The organism is Stenotrophomonas sp. STEN031, from assembly GCF_056759975.1.
The window spans coordinates 47,326-66,065 of sequence record NZ_JBRREA010000024.1 but is presented as its reverse complement, the minus strand read 5'-3'; the positions used below and the strand labels follow the sequence as shown (position 1 = coordinate 66,065).

Genomic DNA, 18,740 nt, shown 5'->3' with positions numbered 1-18,740 from the left:
CCGCCGCCCCCCCACCCACTCATCCCAGTCGGCGCCCTCCCGGGGGCGCGCGGGCCCTCCGTCCCGGCCCTCCCGCTCCGCGCCGGCCCCCCCCACTACAGTCAGCAAAGCCCCTCTCCCTTCGGGAGAGGGGCTTGAACAATCACCGCACCGGCAAGCGGTTGTTGAGCTTGGTTACCTCAGCTCCATCCCCTTCCAGGCCAACCCGTACGCTCGCGCCCTCGCGCTTGAACCCGGCTGGCATCTGCAGCTCCACCGTCACCGTCCGCGGCGACAGATCCAATGGCGCTTCCAATGCAGGCACCGCAACCCGAGCGACCTCACGACCGCGCGCATCTTCAAGCACCGCATAACCAGCGCCAGTCCCGACATGCCCCAGGCTGTGCACGGTCAACTGCACGCGCTCACCCTCGATCTTCAGATCGCCACGGCCAATGCCCAGGTCCGCGCGTGTCTCCACCGGTGTGCCGGGCGTCACCAGCTCGAACTCGAATACCTGGTTCTGCTTTGGCACAAACCGCAGCTGCGTGCTGGCGCTCTTCTCCAGCAGCACCTCGCGAACCTCCGCCTTGCCGTCGATCACATCATCACCATCGCGATCCACGCCACTGCGGATCCGCCAGGTACCGGCAGCGATATTCCAGCCGGTCATGGTCGCTTCCAGCGGCGTGTTGCCAAGGTTGTAGGCAATCACCTTGAAGCGCTCACGTGACGGCGCATGCACCAGCAAAGCGACCTGCTCGGCACCATCAGGCTGTGCGAACTGCCAGCTCACCGTATGCCCCGGCCAGCTCTGGTTGCGCTTCAGGCCGATGCCGCCTAGGCGCAGACGCTGCAGGAATTCGCTCGGTGCTTCGACGCGGTCGCTCCACCAGTGGCCTTCGGTGTTCATGTACTCACGTTGCGCCTTGGCCTGGATGCCGTCGGCGTGCAGCGCTTCCAGGTACTTCTTGTCACCGGTCTGCTGCCAGGCGCTGATCGCGGCAAAGCCGCTGCCGCCCTTGTCGGCGTCGGCCAGCAACTGCTTGCCCCAGTCCTGCTGCCTGCCCAGTACATCGACATAGTTCTCGCCGAGGTTGGACAGCACGCCCGGCCCACCACGCACCACGCGGTAGTCCAGCGCCTGCAGGTACTTCGCGTCGCCGGTCCAGCGCCATGCAGCCCAGAAGGTGTGCATCAGATCGCCGCTGCCCGAGCCCTGGTTCAACTCACCGCCGCGGGTCTTGCCGGTGGCCCAGTTGATTTCGTTGGGCAGGGTGAAGCGGCCCTTGTCGTCTTTGTAGGCGTGGGCCAGATAGCCATCAGCCAGGCCAGTGACCAGTTTGCGGCCAGTCGGATCGGCGTTGTACTCACCCATCAGGAAAGCCGGATGCAGCGCGGGGAACGAATACGGCTTCTGCCACTGCCAGTTCGGCTCGCGATAAACCTTGTTGCCGCCAAACCAGTTGCTGGAGAACAGCAGGTTGCCCTGCGGGTTGCGCAGGATGATGCGCTCGTCGAAGGCCTTCACCGTCTCCATCAGGCGCTCGACGGTGAGCGGATCGCCCCAGTTGAGGTAGAGCATCGCGCTGTTGGTATTGATGCCCTCCTCGTAGGCGTGCAGCTCATCGGTCTCGATGGTGCTCAGGCCATTGGAGAACATGCCGTTGCGGTAAACCGCATCGGAGAGTGCCGTCAGCGAGCGGTTCAGGCGCTCGGGCTCCACGCCCATCAGTGCCAGTCCCGGCCACTGTTGGGTCAGGTCGCTGTCATCGGAAATGCCGCCGCCGAAATCGCCGTAAGCGACCTGCCGGTTCTCGATCCACCAGTCAACAAAGCGACGCACGTACTTCAGGTCTTCAACCTGACGGAACGCCCACAACGGTACACCCTTCGGCGCCTGCGGTTGCTCGAACGGTGGCTTGCCCTGGCTGTTGTAGCTGATGTAGTTCCAATACAGGCGGCCCAGCTCATGGTCCGGATCGACCCGCAGCAGATCACTCAGATCAGCATAGACGCGCGAGTACAAACGCTGGCGCTTGGAGGTGGTGTGCTCCTCGACCAGGAAGCCCCAGTTGTCGCGCACCTGGTTGAAGCGATCGGCGACATGCTGCTTGATCGCCTCCTTGCGTTGCTTGAACACCAGCCGCACTTCGGCGCCGTCCAGTGATGCGGCATTGAAGCCGGGCGCAGCCGAGGCTACCGAGATCCACAGGCTGTCGGCGGTGAGGATACGGTCGCGCAGATCCAGCCACAGCGTGCGTTCTTCACCCGGCTTCACCGACACCGAAACGTCGATCATGTCGCGCGCCGGCCAGATCGGGTCCTTGATGCGGATGTTCAGCGGGATCAGACCGTCATGCGTCGCCGGCAGGTCCAGGGCGGGGATATCGATCGCCACACCATCGAGGCCGTCGTACATGTTCTCCCAGCTGTGCGCCCAGCTGCGGATCAGCGGCTGCGCGGCCGGGGCATCGCCGACGCCGGACGGAATGAGCACGTGCACGATCGGCATTGGCTTGCTCGGCAGGCTGTCAGCAGCGCGCTTGCGCGAACCTGCGCCCTTGGGTAGCGCCATCACCGTGCTGCGCTCATCCGGCGCGAAGCGGCCGTCGATGTAGTCACGCAGGCTTGCGATTTTGGTGTAATCCGGCAGCACGCTGCTGTCGATCTGGTAGCGCTGCTTGATCGTTCCTTCCGGCTCGGCCGCGTCGCTGACCTGGTAGCCCCAGATTTCCTGGATCGGGGTTTCCTGCGTGGTGTTGTGAAAGTGCAGGGTGCCACCAACCTGGTCAGCGAAACTGTCCACACTGCGCACCACGCCTTGCGGACGCTTGAACAGTGTGCCGGCCGTGCCTTTCAGCTCGCCGTAGGCGGCACCGCGGATCTCGATGCGGTTGATGTGCTCGCCTTCGGGAACCGTCAGGTCGAGCTGCTGGCCACCTTCGACATAGGTGTTCCAGTCCGGCAGCTGGAAGTAATCATTGCGCCCGGGCAGTCGCGAGCGGTTGTAGACGCCCGGCCACGTGGTTTCGGCGATGCCGTCGGTGCCTTTCCACATCCACTGCAGCTTGTCCTTTACATCGGCGAACTCGACCTTGCGGATGCTTGTCGTCGGCGCGCTCAGTGCCGGCGGCGCGGCACCTTCCCAGCCATAGCGGTGCCACCAGGCGCGTTGCGAGGCGCTGCCGCCCTCGGCACTGCGCGGCTCGGCATTGCGCGCGAGCGCGGCCACACCAGCCGCGTCGAGCATGCGGTCGTAGACGCGGATCTCGTCGAAGTCACTGCCACGCAGGAAGTTGTAGCGGCTCTGCACCTGATAGGGCGCCATCACCCGGCCGGCGAGGCCGAGCTGGTCCAACGCTGCATCGTAGTCACCGGTGGTGGCCGCCTGCGCGACTTCACGGCCATCAATGAACAGCTTGACGCCCTTGTCCTCGTCCCAGGCAAAGGCGATGTGCTGCCATTGCTCGGGCGAAGGATTCCTGTCGAGCTTGAACGAGACGCGCGTGCGGGCCAGGTTGGCATCGGTGACGAAGGCATCGAAGCCGTGCCCGTTCCAGTCGATGCGCAGCCACGCCATGTCCCAGCTGCTGTGGTCGGCGTAGCCGACGCGGAAGATCACGAACGGGGTTTCGCCCACTGCATAGCGCGAGCGCCAGAAGAAGGACAGGGTGCCGCGCTCGGCCTGGATGTTGCCGGGTGCATTCCACGACAGCACGCCGTCGTCCTGCCACTGGATCGCACGGCCATGCGCGCCATCGTCGACAAGGCTGACCTTGTCCTGGAAGTTCGGCGTGGCATCACCGCGTGCACTGTCGGCGACGAAGCCCTTGTCCGCCGAGACGCGGAACAACAGCTCAGGCGACTGCGCGACTGCACTCAGCGGTGCCAACAGCAGGCCCAGCACGCAGGCGAGGTGGGTGGGACGCAACACGGTTTTCTGGTTCATTGTCTAACTCGTTCCAAATCGGTTGACTGCCTTGCTTAAGCCCCTCTCCCTCCGGGGTGAGAAGGGGCGCTCGCGAACCAAAGGTTCGCGCCGCTACGAACGCCCTTGCGCTGGCGCGAGGGCCGGGGCGCGGAGCGGGGGGTGGGGAGAGGGTCGGAGTTGCTCGGTATCGATGATTGCCAGCAGCTTCGCCCTTACCCTCATCCGGCCCTTCGGGCCATCCCCGCCTTCGCGGGGACAGGCGCTTCTCCCGGAGGGAGAAGGGCCTGGCTTCACGTTCGCTCCGGCATCTTCCGCCCATGCCGCTGCGCCCACTTCGGCCACTCCCGTACCAGCAACTGCTCCGGCCATACCCCATACCAGGCATAACCTACCCGGCGTTCGTTCGGAATATCCGCGAAACGCGCCACACGCTCGCCCTCGCGATTGACGAACATCGGCCGTCCCTGTTGCAGATCGTAGAAGCGTGCCCACAACCGTGCGCCTGCCAAAGGTTCTACAAGCACGTCCTTGCCGCTGGGCTGCTCCGGTGCTTCGACTTTACGCGTCGCCAGGTCCGGCAAGGCATTGGCCTGCAGCCACTGCAGGCCGGCTTCAATGGCCTCGATGGTCTGCGGGCTCGGCTCGGGCTGGCGCATCAACAGGCGCAGCACGCCTACCGACTCGGATACGGCAAGCGATGGCAGTTCGTAGGAACGCGCCTTGGCCGGTTGCAGGCTGACCTCGTCGTATTGCGCGGCCCAGATGGAAAGCCGGCCATCCATGCGTACCTGCGTGGCCAATACGTTCTGCAGACCGCGCTGCAGGGCGGCATTGGCCTTGCCTGCGTATTCCGGCGGCAGACCCGCAACCGCGGGCGCACCTTCGGCGATGTCCTGCAGCAGGTCCAGCACGCGGGTCATCGCGTCGTCGTTGAAGGTGATCTGATGCCGGTACAGCGAACGCTCGGGGTAGTACTGCGGCCACCCGCCATTGGCGTACTGCGCGGCCAGCAGATAGTCCACGCCACGCTGCGCGGCGCTCAGGTAAACGGTGTTGCCGGTATCTTTCCATACCTGCAGCAGATGGCGGATCTCACGCGTGGTCGCCTTGTTGTCGATATTGGCGTCATCCAGCCGATCCGGGGCCTGCAACGCCGTGCGCTCGTCGGCGCTGAACACGTGCTGGTAATCCACCGCCTTGCCTTGGTACTGCTTGGACCAACCGCCGGAGGCGGTCTGCAGTAGCAACATGTTCTCGGCTTCGGGCTCGGTGCGCGGTGCGGCTGCCTGCACCGCTGCAGAGCTCCAGCCCGCGCTGATCAACAGCGCGGTCGATAACCACAAACGCCTCATCGCATCCTCCTGCATGCACCGGGACGCCAGCGTGCTGGCATCCCGGTATTACTGCATTGGTCGTGCGTATGTTTCATCTCAGAACTTGTAGCGCGCGCCGAGGTAATACTGGCGACCGGTAACGGTGTAGCGGTCGGCCATCTGCAGCGCCGAGTCCACGTAGCGCTGGTCCGGCGTATCGAGCAGGTTGATCGCCTCGAAGGTCAGCGACAGCTTCTTGTTGACCTTGTATGACATGTTGAAGTCGACGTTGCGCACGCTGTTCTTGCCGGTCACATCCGGCGTTGCGAACTGGTTGCCGTCCAGGTCCCAGACGCTTTCCTGGCTGAGGATCTCGCCGATGTAGCCGTCGCGGTAACTGGTGGAAACACGGGCGCTGAACTTGCCGTCGTCATAGTACAAAGTGGCGTTGTACGAATTCGGCGACAGGTTGACCAGGTCGTTGTCGGTGAAGGTGGTGGTGATGCTGGTATTGCTGTTGCCGGCCGAGCTGAACATGTATTTGATGCTCGACTCCACATGCGTGTAGTTGAGCTGGATGCCGAACTTGCTCCAGATCCCGGGCAGGAAGGTAAACGGCTGCTGGTAGCTCAACTCGTAGCCCTTCAGCGGGCCGCCCGGGGTGTTGTAGTAGCTCTGCACGTTGAACACGGTGTCGGCGGTGAAGCCAGCCGGCAGCAGATCCAGCGAGTAGCCCATGGCACCCCAGGTGGTCAGCAGGCGGGTGCGCTGCACATAGCTGTCGATGTCCTTGTAGAACAAAGCAGCAGACAGCAGGCCGCCATCACCGAAGTACCACTCCGCACTCAGGTCGTAGTTGGTCGAGCGGAACGGATCGAGCTTGGGATTGCCAAGGTTGATTGCGAACACGCGGCCGTCATCGAAGTAACCGGTGGGGCCGCCACTGACGCTGGGTGACAGGTAGGCAAGCGTCGGTCGTGCCATGGTCTTGGCTGCGCCGAAACGCAGCACCACGTTCTCGGCCACGTCCCAGGCCAGGTTCAGCGATGGCAACACGTCCTGGTAGCTGTGGTTGACCACCGAGCGCACCAGCGAGCGTTCACCGGCCGCAGCCGTCGCGCTGGCCACACCGAAGAACGATTCACAGTTGGCCGAGTTGTTGCCCGATGTGGCTGCGTTGCACGGTGCCCAGCCCGAAGAACTGATCTGGGTATTGACCACACGCACGCCGAGATTGCCGCGAAAGGCGCGGTCCCACAGTTCGGTGTTGAAGTCCAACTGCAGGTAGCCGCCGAGGCTGCGCTCGTTGACCTCGAAGTTGTTGTTGGAAGCGCCGAAGTGGCCGATGCCGGCCAGACGGTAATCGCCGCCCTGCACGCCGGTATCGCAATTGCAGTTGATGTTGAGCAGCTCGGCGATCTTGCCGAAGTCCGGGATCAGCCAACCGTTCGGCACATTGCCGGACAGGTTCTTGCCGAAGCCGGTCAGCGTTGTACTCAGGTCACCGACGGTGACGCCTGCCGGCAAGGCCTGGGCCAGGCGGCCATAGCTGATGTGGCGGTACTCCTCCGACTCCATGTCGTAGTCCTTGTAGGCAAGGCCGGTACGCAGGGTGAAGGTCGGATTGATATTGAACTGCAGGTCGACCTTGGCGGTGTCGAAGGCGTTGTTGACGTAACTCGGGTTCAAGCGCACTTCGCTGATGTTGCTGCCGCGCGCGGTGCCGTTGCTGTTTACCGGTACCGCACCATAGCCCAGCCACGACCATGCCGCCGCGTCGTTCAGGGCGAAGGGCAGGGTCATGTTCGGCATGTCGCCGCCGTTGCGCATGTCCATCACGAAGCCATCGACATTGCTGTTGTCGAAGCTCACCAACGAGAACACCGGGCGCTCATAGTCCGAGCTGGAGTGGCCGAGCACGGCCTCCAGCTTCACTGCGTCGTTGAAGTGGTGTTCCAGGTTCAGGCTGTACTGCTGGAAGGTGGTCGATTCCTCGATCAGGCTGGATTCGGTGCGAAAATCGACGTTGTCGAATACGCCGTAGACCAGGCGATTCTGCGCATCCACTTCAGCCTCGCGCACCACGATCTGGGTCTTGCCACCGAGGTTGGCGGCACGGTGCAGGTTGGCGCCGATGGAATCTTCGCGCTGGTCCTTGTCCAGCTTCGAGTACATCGCATCGAAGCTGAGCAAGGTGTCGTCGGAAACGCGGAACTGGAAGGCGCCGGTTACACCCAGCCGCTCGATCTCATGCGCGGTGCGGATATAGCGCGGGTAGCGCGGAATCCACGCATTGGTCGCGGTCTCGTAAGCGGCGATGTTCTCCGGCGTGTTGGCCGGGCGCGGCAAACCGTTGCCACAATGGGTCTTGCTGATGCCATAGCTGCCCCAGCCGTTGTTGCGGTCCTGGTTGGCCTGGCTGCCGCTGCCGGCCGGGGTTTCATTCGACGCCGGGTTGCGTGGCGTCTGCGGGTTGTAGCCCACCGGCGAACAGAAGCCGTAGGTGCCGTTGTTGGCAGCGGTGGACTGGTTCGAGTTGCGATGGTTGCCATGCTCCCAACGCACCGGGTTATAGCCTTCCTCGTAGACGTTGCGCTTGCTGTACGAGCCCGACAGCAAGGCGCCGAAGCGGCCATCGGCCCAGGTATTGCTGATCAGGCCGGAGAAGCGCGGATCGAATTTTTCCGCCAGCTCGCCGTAACCGGCCTGCGCCGAGGCCGAGGCCTGGAAGCCAGCGAAGTCGAACGGACGCGAACCACGCAGGTCGACGGTCGAACCCAGCGAGCCCTCATCCATCTGCGCCGACTGGGTCTTGTTGACCTTGACCTGGCTGAAGAGTTCGGAGGCGAAGGTATTGAAATCGAAACCGCGGCTGCGGTTGACGCCGCTGCTGCCGTTGCCGGCGGTGGCCAATGCTTCCAGGCCGTTGAGGCGTACGCGGGTGAAGTCCGCGCCCAGGCCACGGATCGAGATGCGCTGGCCTTCGCCGCCTTCGCGATCAATCGATACGCCGGCGATGCGCTGCAGCGACTCGGCAAGATTCTGGTCGGGGAATTTGCCGATGTCCTCGGCGAAGATCGCGTCCACCTGTTCGGTGGTGTAACGCTTTTCGTCCAGCGACTTCTGCAGGCTCTGGCGGTAGCCAGTGACGTTCACTGCATCCAGCTGGGTGGCCTCGGCGGCCGCAGGTGCGGACTGGGCGAAGGCGAGGGGAGCAGTCAAAACCGAAGCAATGGCGGTTGCCAACAAGGTAACCGGTGTCTTTCCAAAACGGCGCTTACGATCCATGCGGTGGGCTCCTTCCCCGGACGGGGAATCAAGCGGACTGGAAGGGGTGTGGGGATATCCCTGGCGAGTGATTCAGACGTGCTGTCGGGCCGTTGCGGCCGCACGTGGACAGCCGTCAGGCCATGGCATGACCATGGCCTGCGGAGAATGAAAAAGCAGGGGCGGATCTGCGGAGAGAATGCGATCCGCCCCCTGCCAAAGTGCGTCTATCAGAACTTGTAACGCAGGCCCAGGGTGAACTGGCGACCGGTCTCGCTGTATTCCAGCGGCAGCGACACCGTCGGGTTCGACACCCACGATTCCTGAGCTTCGTTGGTCAGGTTGGCGCCTTCCAGGCTGATTTCCAGCTGGTCACTGATGCGGTAGTGGATGGACGCATCAATGAAGGTGGTGCCGCTCTGCCCGTGCACACCCAGGCCCTTGCTGTCGAAGCCCGCTTCGGTGCCCGGCACCTGGATCAGGTAGTCATCGCGGTTGGTCGCCGACACACGGCCCGACCAGCTGCTGCCTTCGTAGAACAAGGTCGCGTTCCACGAATTGCGCGACAGACCGGTCAGGTCGTCCTTCTGCGCCATCACGCCACCGGAGGTCACGTACTGGATCTTCGATTCGACGTAGGTGTAGTTCAACTGCGTGCCGAAGTTGGCCCACTTGCCCGGCAGGAAGGAGAAGGGCTGGGTGTAGTTGAACTCCACGCCGGTCAGATCACCGCCCGGGGTATTGACCGGGGCGCTGAACACGAACTCGTCGTTGACGCTGGCATTGAGGTTGTCGAGCAGGCTCGCCGGCAGGCCGCTGGTCGCATACACGCGGCTTTCGCGGGTCGGCTGGATGAAGCTCTCGATGTCCTTGTAGAACAGGCCAACACCGAGCATCGCGCCTTCTTCGAAGTACCACTCAAAGCCGAGATCGGCGGTCTTGGCACGCACCGGGTCCAGCATCGGGTTGCCACCGCTGACGGTGCGCGCACTGCCGCTGACACTGACGGTGACACCCGGGGTCAGGCTGCCCAAGCCCGGACGCGACATCACCTTGGCAGCGCCGAAGCGGATCAGGAAGTCCGGGGTGATCTCCGCCACCAGGTTCAGCGACGGCAGGAAGTCGTTGTACTCACGGCTGACCGTGGTGCGCACCGGCGTACCACTGGCCGAGGCGATGCCGGTCGAGGTCTGCTTGGTCTTGACGTAGCGCGCACCGATGTTGCCGGTTACCGGCACCGAACCGATGTCGAAGCCGAACTTGCCCATCAACCAACCGCCGCGGTCCTGCTCCTGCACGCTGCGGATGCTGGCCGCATAGTCGACGAGCGCATAGATGCCTTCGCCACTGAGGATGTCGAATTCATTGGCGATGCCGTTGAAGTTCGGCACCACCCACTTGCCCGGCGAACCGGACATGCCCTGCAGGCTGGCCAGTTCGGTCATGTTGACCGGTACGATCTTGCTGCCGTCGAAGGTCGGCACCGCGGTTTCCAGGCCGACACGACGGCGTTCCATCGAGTCGAAGCTGAAGTTCTTGGCCTGCACGCCGCCTTCCAGGGTGAAGGACGGGCCAATCGCCCACGAGAACTCCAACTGGCCGTTGTCGAAATCGTTGGTGACGTAGTTCTGGCGCAGGCGGATCGTGGACAGCGTCCAGCCGCTGGGGTCGGTCGGATTGATGCCGTAGTTGAAGACCGGCTTGTTCGGGTTGCCGCGGTAGTCGTAGCTGTAGCCGTCAACGTTGAGCTTGTCCATCATGATGGTGGCCTGGACCGGGTTGTCGTGCTTGGAGCGCGAGGTACCCACCTTGCCGGTGATGGTGAAGTTGTCGGTCAGGCGATGCTCGCCATCCAGGCTGAGCTGGTAGAACTCGGTGCTCCACTCGTCATGGCGGTTCTCGGCGCGGATGTCGACATTGTCCATTTCCGCGTAGACCAGCGCGCCATTGCGAACTTCGCCGTTGTTGACGACGATTTCCTTCTTGCCGTCATTGGTGGACTTGCTCAGGCCATTGGCCTCGATGTACTTCTCATCGCGCTTGGCGTCGATCTTGGAGTACAGCGCATCCAGGCTGAAGGTGGTGCGGTCGCTGGGCTTGAACTGCAGCGCGCCGGTCACGCCCAGGCGCTTCTGGTCATGCTCCATCAGCGTGTAGCGCGGGAAGCGTGGCGAATACACGTCCGTCTTCAGCGCGTCCTTGAACGGCGAGGCCGCATTGAAACCACCATTGGTGCCGCCGCCAGCCCAACGTACGGTGCCAGTACCTTCCTCCACCGTCTCACGCTCGGAATAGGCCACCGACAACAGGGCGCCGAACTTGCCATCCGCCCAGCTGTTGGCAATCAGGCCGGCGAAACGCGGCATTGCCGACTGCGAGGCATCGTTGTACGAGGCCTGCACATTGCTGACGATGGTCAGGCCGTCATAGTCGAACGGGCGCGCGGTACGCAGGTCTACAGTGGCACCCAGCGAGCCTTCCTCGACATCGGCCGAGGCGGTCTTGCGCGCGATCAGCTGGGTGAACAGGTCGGCGGCGAACACGTTGAAATCGAAACCACGGCCACGGTTGGTGCCGCCCTGGCCATCGCTGCTGCCAACGGTGCTCAGTGCTTCCATGCCATTGATGCGCACGCGGGTGAAGTCCGGGCCCAGGCCACGCACCGAGATGTTGCGGCCCTCGCCGCCGTCACGGGTGATCACCACGCCGGGAATGCGCTGCAGCGACTCGGCCAGGTTGCTGTCCGGGAACTTGCCGATGTCCTCGGCGACGATGGCATCGACCACGCCGGCTTCGCCGCGCTTGATGTCCAGCGCCTTCTCCACGCTGGCGCGGTAACCGGTGACGGTGACTGCATCCAGTTCGGTGGCGGCGGTGCCGGCAGCCGGCGCAGCGGCGTCCTGGGCCATGGCAACGCCTGCCTGCAGGGCCAAACTGATCCCCAACGCGAGCAAGGTAACCGGTGTCTTTTTCTGCGAGTTACGTGGATTCATGTGCTTCCCCTCTCCAAGGTTTGCATGCGATGCAGTGGCTCCGGCTTGTGCTTTCCGCTGGATGACACCGCTGGTCAAAACGGAAAGTAGCAGCTGCGTGAAGAGGGAGCATCTTGCACTGCAACAGGGAGCAAACAGGGCGGAAACCATTGTCTGAAGGACATTGGAGGACGGTAACACGGGCAACCGAGGGGACAGTGGTGACCGAATGACACCGATAGTCAATCATCCGTGCCATGATGCGCGCCGATCGACGAGGAGACAGGAATGGCGATGATTTCCCCCCGTGTTGTCTGTTTTGGTGAGCTGCTCCTGCGCCTGGGCGCGCCTGGCAACCAGCTGTTGTTGCAGTCACCCACGCTGGACGTGCATGCCGGCGGTGCCGAAGCCAATGTCGGCGTGTCGCTGGCACACTTTGGCCACGACGTGGCGATGATCAGCGTGGTTGCCGACAACCCGCTGGGCGCGGCGGTAGCTGGCGAACTGCGCCGTCACGGCGTGGACACCTCGCGCGTGCGCCGCAGCGATGGCCGCATGGGCCTGTACTTCCTGACCACCGGTGCCGGCCACCGGCCCAGCGAAGTGGTCTATGACCGCGCCGACTCCGCCTTCGCCAGTGCCCGCGCCGACAGCTACGACTGGCCGGCGCTGCTGCAGGGCGCGCAGTGGCTGCACCTGTCCGGGGTCAGTCCTGCCTTGGGCATGGAAGCCGCACAGGCCACCCTGGCCGCCGCCCGCGCCGCCAATGAGCGCGGCATCAAGGTGTCCTTCGACGGCAACTTCCGGCCCAAGCTGTGGGAGCGCTGGGGCGGCGACGCCAAGGCCATCCTGCGTGATCTGTTCGACTGCGCACACATCGTGTTTGCCGACTACCGCGACATCGGCGTGGTGCTGGGCGGCGAGTTCAACCAGGCCGAGCCGCAGGCACGCGTCGATGCCGCTGCGGCAATGGCGTTCGCGGCATTCCCACGCCTGCAATACATGGCCTGCACGCAGCGCACCGCGCACAGCGTCGGCCACCATTCACTGGGCGCGATGTTGCTCGGCCGCGATGGCACCCGTGCATTGGCGCCAGCCGAAGAGCTGACCGATATCGTCGATCGCATTGGCGGTGGTGACGCCTTCGCGGCCGGCGTGCTGCACGGCCTGATCGAAGGCATGGATGCGGAAACCACGATCCGCTTCGGCCTGGCCGCAGGCTGCCTGAAGCATTCCATCCCCGGTGATTTCAACCCCGTCGGCGTGGCCGACGTCATGGCCCTGATGGGCGAAGGAAAGTTCGATGTCCGGCGCTGATCCGCGCGTACGCGCTGTGCTCAAACTGGCACCGGTGATTCCGGTGTTCACTCCCGACAACGTCGACGATGCGGTACAGGTCGCGCAGGCCTTGTTCAACGGCGGCTTGCCGGTGATCGAAGTCACCTTGCGCACCGCAAACGCGATGGATGCGATCAAGGCCATGGTCGAGGCCGTACCGGATGCAGTCGTCGGTGCAGGCACCGTGCTGACGCCGGCGCAGATGGAGAAGGTCAAAGCCGTGGGCGGCCGCTTCGCGGTCTCGCCGGGCGCCACCGACACCTTGTACGCCGCAGCACGCGATACCGACCTGCCGTTCCTGCCTGGCGTTGCCACCTCCTCGGAACTGATGCGCGGGCTGGAGCAGGGCCTGGATACGTTCAAATTCTTCCCGGCCGTACAGGCTGGTGGCGTGGGCATGCTGTCGGCCTGGAATGGCCCGTTTGGGGATGTGCGGTTCTGCCCGACCGGCGGCATCAGTGCGCAGACCGCATCGCAGTTCCTGCACCTGCCAAATGTGCTGTGCGTGGGTGGCTCGTGGTTGACCACGCGTGAGTTGCTGCAGGCGCGCGATTGGGCTGGGATTGAAGCCTTGGCACGCGCTGCGGCTGTTTTGCCGGGTTGATGCCGGGATTGGGGGATTGGATCAAGATCAAGATCAAGAGCTGACCCCTCCCCAACCCTCCCCTTGCCTTCGGCAAAGGGAGGGGGCTGAAGCTGCAATTGCGCAGGATGCTGCAGGCCGTCGGAAATACCCCCTCCCTTTCGCACCGCGAAGGGGAGGGCCGGGGAGGGGTGCTGTTGCTGTTGCTGTTGCTGTTGCTGTTGCTGTTGCTGTTGCTGTTGCTGTTGCTCAGCTTTAGAGCTTCAACCGCCGATACAAGGTACTGCGGTTAACCCCCAACCTTTTCGCTGCCAGGCTCACATTGCCATCGCAGGCCGCCAAGGTCTGCCGCATCACATCCAAGGCCAGTTCCTGCAAGCTGCCATCCACCACCGGCACAGCAGCAGTGCGTCGCGCAGCTTGATGCAGATACTCCGGCAGCAATTCCCTATCAATCACCGTCCCCGGCTCGGTCAACGCCACCAGGGTGCGCAGGCAGGCCGCTAGCTGGCGCAGATTGCCCGGCCAGTCGTACGCGACCAGCGAATGCTCTGCCTCCATGCTCAACACCCGCCCCTGGGCCAAGGGCTGCCACATCGCCTGCAGCAGCTGCGCGCGATCCTGCGCCTCACGCAGCGGCGACAAGCGCAGCACATGATCGGCGATGCGGTAGTACAAATCCGAACGGAACCGGCCTTCATCCATCGCCTGCTGCAGGTCGCAGTGGGTGGCGCAGATCAGCATGAAATCCAGCTTGACCGGCTTGCCGCCGCCCAACGGTGACAGCTCGCGGTCCTGTAGTACGCGCAGCAGGCGCGGCTGCAGGGCCAGCGGCATGTCGCCGATTTCGTCGAGGAACAACACGCCGCCCTGCGCCTGCCGCAGCAGGCCTTGGCTGCCTTGTCGACGCGCGCCGGTGAAGGCACCTTCCTCGTAACCAAACAACTCCGATTCGATCAGGCCTTCGGGCAGGGCCGCGCAGTTCACCGCGACGAAGGGCTTGCCGCTACGGCTGCCTTGCGCGTGCAGCGCGCGCGCCGCCACTTCCTTGCCGGTGCCGGTTTCGCCCTGCAGCAATACCGGCAGGCCTGCCTCCAACACGCGACCGGCGCGCAGCAGTTGTTCGCGCTGGCCTGCATCGAATACCACGGCGGGCGCGGCGACCGTGGATGGCGTCGGCCGTGCCAGCGGTGACGCGGCGCTGGCCGTCCGCGTGCGAGCTGCCGATGCTGGTGCATCCAGCTGACCATGCAGCACGCGACCACTGCGATCCTGCAACGTGCCTTCATCGCGCATCCGCGACAACGGCATCTCGAACAGGGCCTCATACGATGCGCGGCCGATATCACCGCGCTCCAGGCCAAACAGATGCAGACCAACACCATTGGCGGCCACCAGGCGACCGTTGCGGAAGCCGAGCACGGCTTCGCCTGCGGTGCCCAGCAAGGTGCGGTCGTGGTGCAGGCGTAATAGTTCGCAATCGCCAAGACCATTCTCGAAGAAGCGGTGCTCAATGCGGTTGGCAGCCAACCGCGCCAGGCCCATCGCATGCATCTGCTGCACGCTGGCCGGGCCACTGATGTCGAGCACGCCGGCCAATTGCCCATGCGGATCATGGATGGGCATGGCCGAGCAGCTGAGGATGCCGTGCGGGGCGAAATAATGTTCGCCACCGCGCACTTCCACCGCGCGGCCTTCCACGATCGCGGTGCCGATGGCATTGGTGCCCACCGCCGATTCACTCCAGCACACGCCCGGCATCAAGGCCACGCGCCCGGCCTTGTCGAGGAAGCCGGCGCTGCCCTCGGCATTGAGGATCCAGCCGCTCTCGTCGGTCAGCAGCACGATGCTGCCAGTGCTGGCGGTGTGTGCGGCCAGCCCGTCGAGCTCAGCGCGCGCCAGCCGCCACAAGCGTTCATGGCGCTCACGCAGTTCACGCAGGTTGTGGCCGGGCAGGGGTTCCAGCGCAGGTTCGGCATCCACCAGCAGGCCGCTGCGCTGGCAGCGCCGCCACGACTGCAGGATGGTGTCGGGCACGGTGCCCACGGGCGTGGTGCCGCGCTCGAAGAACGAGCGGCGGGCGTTGCCCACGCGATGCTGCAGTGCCAGTGCCATGAGCGCTCCTGTGTCGCATTTTGCGACAGCTGTTCAAACCACTGTTCCGATTAACACCACACCGGAGCGGGCGCTGCAATCACCTGCGATTTCGCAGTGCAGCAAATTTACCGCCGAGCCTCCGTAGTCAATGGCGTTTCATCGTGCCGCAACGCAACAGGCAGAACTTGGCATCGCTCTTGCGCTGTTGTAGCCACCGCCACACACGCGGCCCACACACCGCTGAACCGGAGATTCCACAGATGAACGCAGTCCTGTCCGCCAAACCGCATGCCACCGACCCGCAGTCCCTGTTCAAAGCCCGCTACGGCAACTACATCGGCGGCGAATGGGTGGCCCCGCGCAGTGGCCAGTATTTCGACAACATCACGCCGGTCACCGGCAAGGTGTTCACCCAGGTGGCACGCTCCAACGCCGAGGACGTGGAACTGGCGCTGGATGCCGCCCACGCCGCCAAGGACGCCTGGGGCAAGCGCTCCACCACCGAGCGCGCCAACATCCTCAACCGCATTGCTGACCGCATTGAGGAAAACCTTGAGCTGATCGCCCATGCCGAGACCTGGGACAACGGCAAGCCGATCCGCGAGACTCTCAATGCCGACGTGCCCTTGATGGCCGATCATTTCCGCTACTTCGCCGGTGCGCTGCGCGCGCAGGAAGGCAGCCTGTCGCAGATCGACAACGATACCGTCGCCTATCACTTCCACGAGCCGCTGGGCGTGGTCGGGCAGATCATCCCGTGGAATTTCCCACTGCTGATGGCAGCGTGGAAACTGGCACCGGCACTGGCGGCCGGCAACTGCGTGGTGCTGAAGCCGGCCGAGCAGACCCCGGCCTCGATCCTGGTGTTGATGGAAGTGATCGGCGACCTGTTGCCGCCAGGCGTGCTCAACATCGTCAACGGCTTCGGCCTGGAAGCCGGCAAGCCACTGGCCAGCAGCCCGCGTATCGCCAAGATCGCCTTCACCGGCGAGACCAGCACCGGCCGGCTGATCATGCAGTACGCCAGCCAGAACCTGATCCCGGTAACGCTGGAGCTGGGTGGCAAGTCGCCGAACATCTTCTTCGCCGACGTGATGGCCGAGGACGATGATTTCCTCGACAAGGCGGTGGAAGGATTCGTGATGTTCGCCTTCAACCAGGGCGAGGTCTGCACCTGTCCGTCGCGGGTGCTGATCCAGGAGTCGATCTACGAGAAGTTCATCGAGCGCGCCTTGGCGCGGGTGGCGGCGATCAAGCAGGGCAATCCGCTGGACCCGAACACCATGGTGGGCGCACAGGCTTCGCAGGAGCAGCTGCAGAAGATCCTGTCCTACATCGAGATCGGCAAGGCCGAGGGCGCCGAAGTGCTGATCGGTGGCGAGCAGAACCAGCTCGGCGGCGACCTCGCCGATGGCTTCTATGTGAAGCCGACGGTGTTCAAGGGCCACAACAAGATGCGCGTGTTCCAGGAGGAGATCTTCGGGCCGGTGGTGTCGGTGACCACCTTCAAGACCGAAGAGGAAGCGCTGGAGATCGCCAATGACACCCTTTACGGCCTCGGTGCCGGCCTGTGGAGCCGCGATGCTTCACGCCTGTACCGCATGGGCCGTGCGATACAGGCAGGGCGGGTGTGGACCAACTGCTACCACGCCTATCCGGCACATGCCGCGTTCGGTGGCTACAAGCAGTCGGGCATCGGCCGCGAGAACCACAAGATGATGCTCGACCACTATCAGCAGACCAAGAACCTGCTGGTCAGCTACTCGCCGAAGAAATTGGGCTTTTTCTGAACCAGGCCCGGACGCGCCCCTTGCTGAATAGACGGGCGTGATCTGGATCAAGGCGCCAGGCCGCGCTTGGCGCCAAGCTGGACTTATCCCCCCACAAAGGAGATCGATTGATGGACAAGACGATGAAGGCGGCAGTAGTCCGCGAATTCGGCAAGCCGCTGGTGATCGAAGAGGTCACCGTGCCGCGCCCGGCCGCTGGCGATATCCTGGTCAAGATCGAAGCCTGTGGCGTCTGCCACACCGACCTGCACGCCGCCGAAGGCGACTGGCCGGTGAAGCCCAATCCCCCGTTCATTCCCGGTCATGAAGGCGTCGGCCATGTCGTTGCGGTCGGTGCGGGCGTCACCCACATCAAGGAAGGCGACCGCGTCGGTATCCCGTGGCTGTATTCGGCCTGTGGCTACTGCGAGCACTGTCTGGGTGGCTGGGAAACCCTGTGCGAAGCGCAGCAGAACAGCGGCTACTCGGTGAACGGTGGTTTCGCCGAGTATGCGCTGGCCAATGCCAATTACGTCGGCCTGCTGCCCAAGGAAGTCGGCTTCGTCGAGATCGCACCGATCCTGTGCGCAGGCGTCACCGTCTACAAGGGTTTGAAGGTCACCGACACCAAGCCCGGCGACTGGGTGGCGATTTCCGGTATCGGCGGCCTTGGCCACATGGCGGTGCAATACGCCAAGGCGATGGGCTTGAACGTTGCCGCGGTGGATATCGACGACAGCAAGCTGGCCCTGGCCAAGCGCCTGGGTGCCAGCGTCACCGTCAATGCCCGCAACACGGATCCGGCCGCCTTCCTGAAGAAGGAAATCGGCGGCGCGCATGGCGCGCTGGTGACAGCGGTATCGCCCAAGGCCTTCGAGCAGGCGCTGGGCATGGTGCGGCGTGGCGGCACGGTGTCGCTCAACGGCCTGCCGCCGGGTGACTTCCCGCTGGACATCTTCGGCATGGTGCTCAATGGCATCACAGTGCGCGGTTCCATTGTCGGCACCCGCCTGGACCTGCAGGAATCGCTGCAGTTCGCTGCCGATGGCAAGGTCGCGGCGACGGTGAGCACCGACAAGCTGGAGAACATCAACGACGTGTTCAAGCGCATGCACGCAGGTGCGATTGAAGGGCGCGTGGTGTTGGACTTCAACGCCTGACCGCAGCCGGCCAGCACATCCGCACCTCCCCCGGGGTGTGCTGGTCGGGTTGCTTTGAGGGCTTTGGCTTTGGCTTTGGCTTTGGCTTTGGCTTTGGCTTTGGCTTTGGCTGTGGCTGTGGCTGTGGCTTTGGCTGTGGCTGTGGCTGTGGCTGTGGTGTTGCGTTTGCTGTGGGTGTGGCTGGGGATGTGGCTGGGGCTGTGGCTGTGGCTTTGGCTGTGGCTTTTCTCCTCTCCCCTTGCGGGAGAGGATGCCGAAGGCAGGAGAGGGTGCGGCGAAGCCGCAAGAGCTCATGCATCTCCAGATTACATACCCATCGGTAGCCAAG

9 protein-coding genes are annotated in these 18,740 nt (G+C 63.9%); 4 read left to right on the top strand and 5 right to left on the bottom strand.

Annotation, left to right across the window (positions count from 1 at the left end; genetic code table 11):
• Positions 1 to 142 precede the first annotated feature (142 nt).
• The 4 genes from ACVOLQ_RS12510 to ACVOLQ_RS12495 form a co-directional block, all read right to left on the bottom strand.
• Positions 143 to 3,931 (bottom strand): LamG-like jellyroll fold domain-containing protein, encoded by a 3,789-nt coding sequence (locus ACVOLQ_RS12510; protein ID WP_481528214.1) that lies wholly within the window; start codon positions 3,929 to 3,931, stop codon positions 143 to 145.
• Positions 3,932 to 4,203: 272 nt separating this feature from the next.
• On the bottom strand, positions 4,204 to 5,265 hold the full coding sequence (pelA, locus tag ACVOLQ_RS12505; RefSeq protein WP_481528213.1) for a pectate lyase: 1,062 nt from the start codon (positions 5,263 to 5,265) through the stop codon (positions 4,204 to 4,206).
• 78 nt (positions 5,266 to 5,343) lie between these two features.
• Entirely contained in the window at positions 5,344 to 8,514 is a 3,171-nt protein-coding gene (locus ACVOLQ_RS12500) for a TonB-dependent receptor (protein WP_481528212.1), read from the bottom strand.
• A gap of 209 nt (positions 8,515 to 8,723) precedes the next feature.
• Positions 8,724 to 11,486, bottom strand: a complete 2,763-nt coding sequence (locus ACVOLQ_RS12495; protein ID WP_481528211.1) for a TonB-dependent receptor — start codon at positions 11,484 to 11,486, stop codon at positions 8,724 to 8,726.
• Positions 11,487 to 11,759: 273 nt separating this feature from the next.
• Between ACVOLQ_RS12495 and ACVOLQ_RS12490 the strand changes: the two genes are divergently transcribed.
• Positions 11,760 to 12,782, top strand: a complete 1,023-nt coding sequence (locus tag ACVOLQ_RS12490; RefSeq protein WP_313172852.1) for a sugar kinase — start codon at positions 11,760 to 11,762, stop codon at positions 12,780 to 12,782.
• Positions 12,769 to 13,407, top strand: a complete 639-nt coding sequence (gene eda, locus ACVOLQ_RS12485; protein WP_481528210.1) for a bifunctional 4-hydroxy-2-oxoglutarate aldolase/2-dehydro-3-deoxy-phosphogluconate aldolase — start codon at positions 12,769 to 12,771, stop codon at positions 13,405 to 13,407. Before ACVOLQ_RS12490 ends, eda begins: the two co-directional genes overlap by 14 nt.
• 234 nt (positions 13,408 to 13,641) lie before the next feature.
• On the opposite strand, the gene ACVOLQ_RS12480 is transcribed toward eda, so the two are convergent.
• Positions 13,642 to 15,501, bottom strand: a complete 1,860-nt coding sequence (locus ACVOLQ_RS12480; RefSeq protein WP_481528209.1) for a sigma-54-dependent Fis family transcriptional regulator — start codon at positions 15,499 to 15,501, stop codon at positions 13,642 to 13,644.
• Positions 15,502 to 15,743: 242 nt separating this feature from the next.
• Here ACVOLQ_RS12480 and adh point away from each other — a divergent pair, with 242 nt between their 5' ends.
• On the top strand, positions 15,744 to 17,273 hold the full coding sequence (gene adh / locus ACVOLQ_RS12475) for an aldehyde dehydrogenase (RefSeq protein ID WP_313172855.1): 1,530 nt from the start codon (positions 15,744 to 15,746) through the stop codon (positions 17,271 to 17,273).
• Positions 17,274 to 17,383: 110 nt separating this feature from the next.
• A complete protein-coding gene (gene adhP, locus ACVOLQ_RS12470; protein ID WP_481528208.1) occupies positions 17,384 to 18,412 on the top strand; it encodes an alcohol dehydrogenase AdhP in 1,029 nt (342 codons plus the stop codon).
• Positions 18,413 to 18,740 lie beyond the last annotated feature (328 nt).

What these genes read in the sequence shown, in the direction of transcription:
- ACVOLQ_RS12510 (WP_481528214.1), bottom strand. Translation starts at nt 3,931, where the DNA reads ATGAACCAGAAAACCGTGTTGCGTCCCACCCACCTCGCCTGCGTGCTG.
- pelA (WP_481528213.1), bottom strand. Translation starts at nt 5,265, where the DNA reads ATGAGGCGTTTGTGGTTATCGACCGCGCTGTTGATCAGCGCGGGCTGG.
- ACVOLQ_RS12500 (WP_481528212.1), bottom strand. Translation starts at nt 8,514, where the DNA reads ATGGATCGTAAGCGCCGTTTTGGAAAGACACCGGTTACCTTGTTGGCA.
- ACVOLQ_RS12495 (WP_481528211.1), bottom strand. Translation starts at nt 11,486, where the DNA reads ATGAATCCACGTAACTCGCAGAAAAAGACACCGGTTACCTTGCTCGCG.
- ACVOLQ_RS12490 (WP_313172852.1), top strand. Translation starts at nt 11,760, where the DNA reads ATGATTTCCCCCCGTGTTGTCTGTTTTGGTGAGCTGCTCCTGCGCCTG.
- eda (WP_481528210.1), top strand. Translation starts at nt 12,769, where the DNA reads ATGTCCGGCGCTGATCCGCGCGTACGCGCTGTGCTCAAACTGGCACCG.
- ACVOLQ_RS12480 (WP_481528209.1), bottom strand. Translation starts at nt 15,501, where the DNA reads ATGGCACTGGCACTGCAGCATCGCGTGGGCAACGCCCGCCGCTCGTTC.
- adh (WP_313172855.1), top strand. Translation starts at nt 15,744, where the DNA reads ATGAACGCAGTCCTGTCCGCCAAACCGCATGCCACCGACCCGCAGTCC.
- adhP (WP_481528208.1), top strand. Translation starts at nt 17,384, where the DNA reads ATGGACAAGACGATGAAGGCGGCAGTAGTCCGCGAATTCGGCAAGCCG.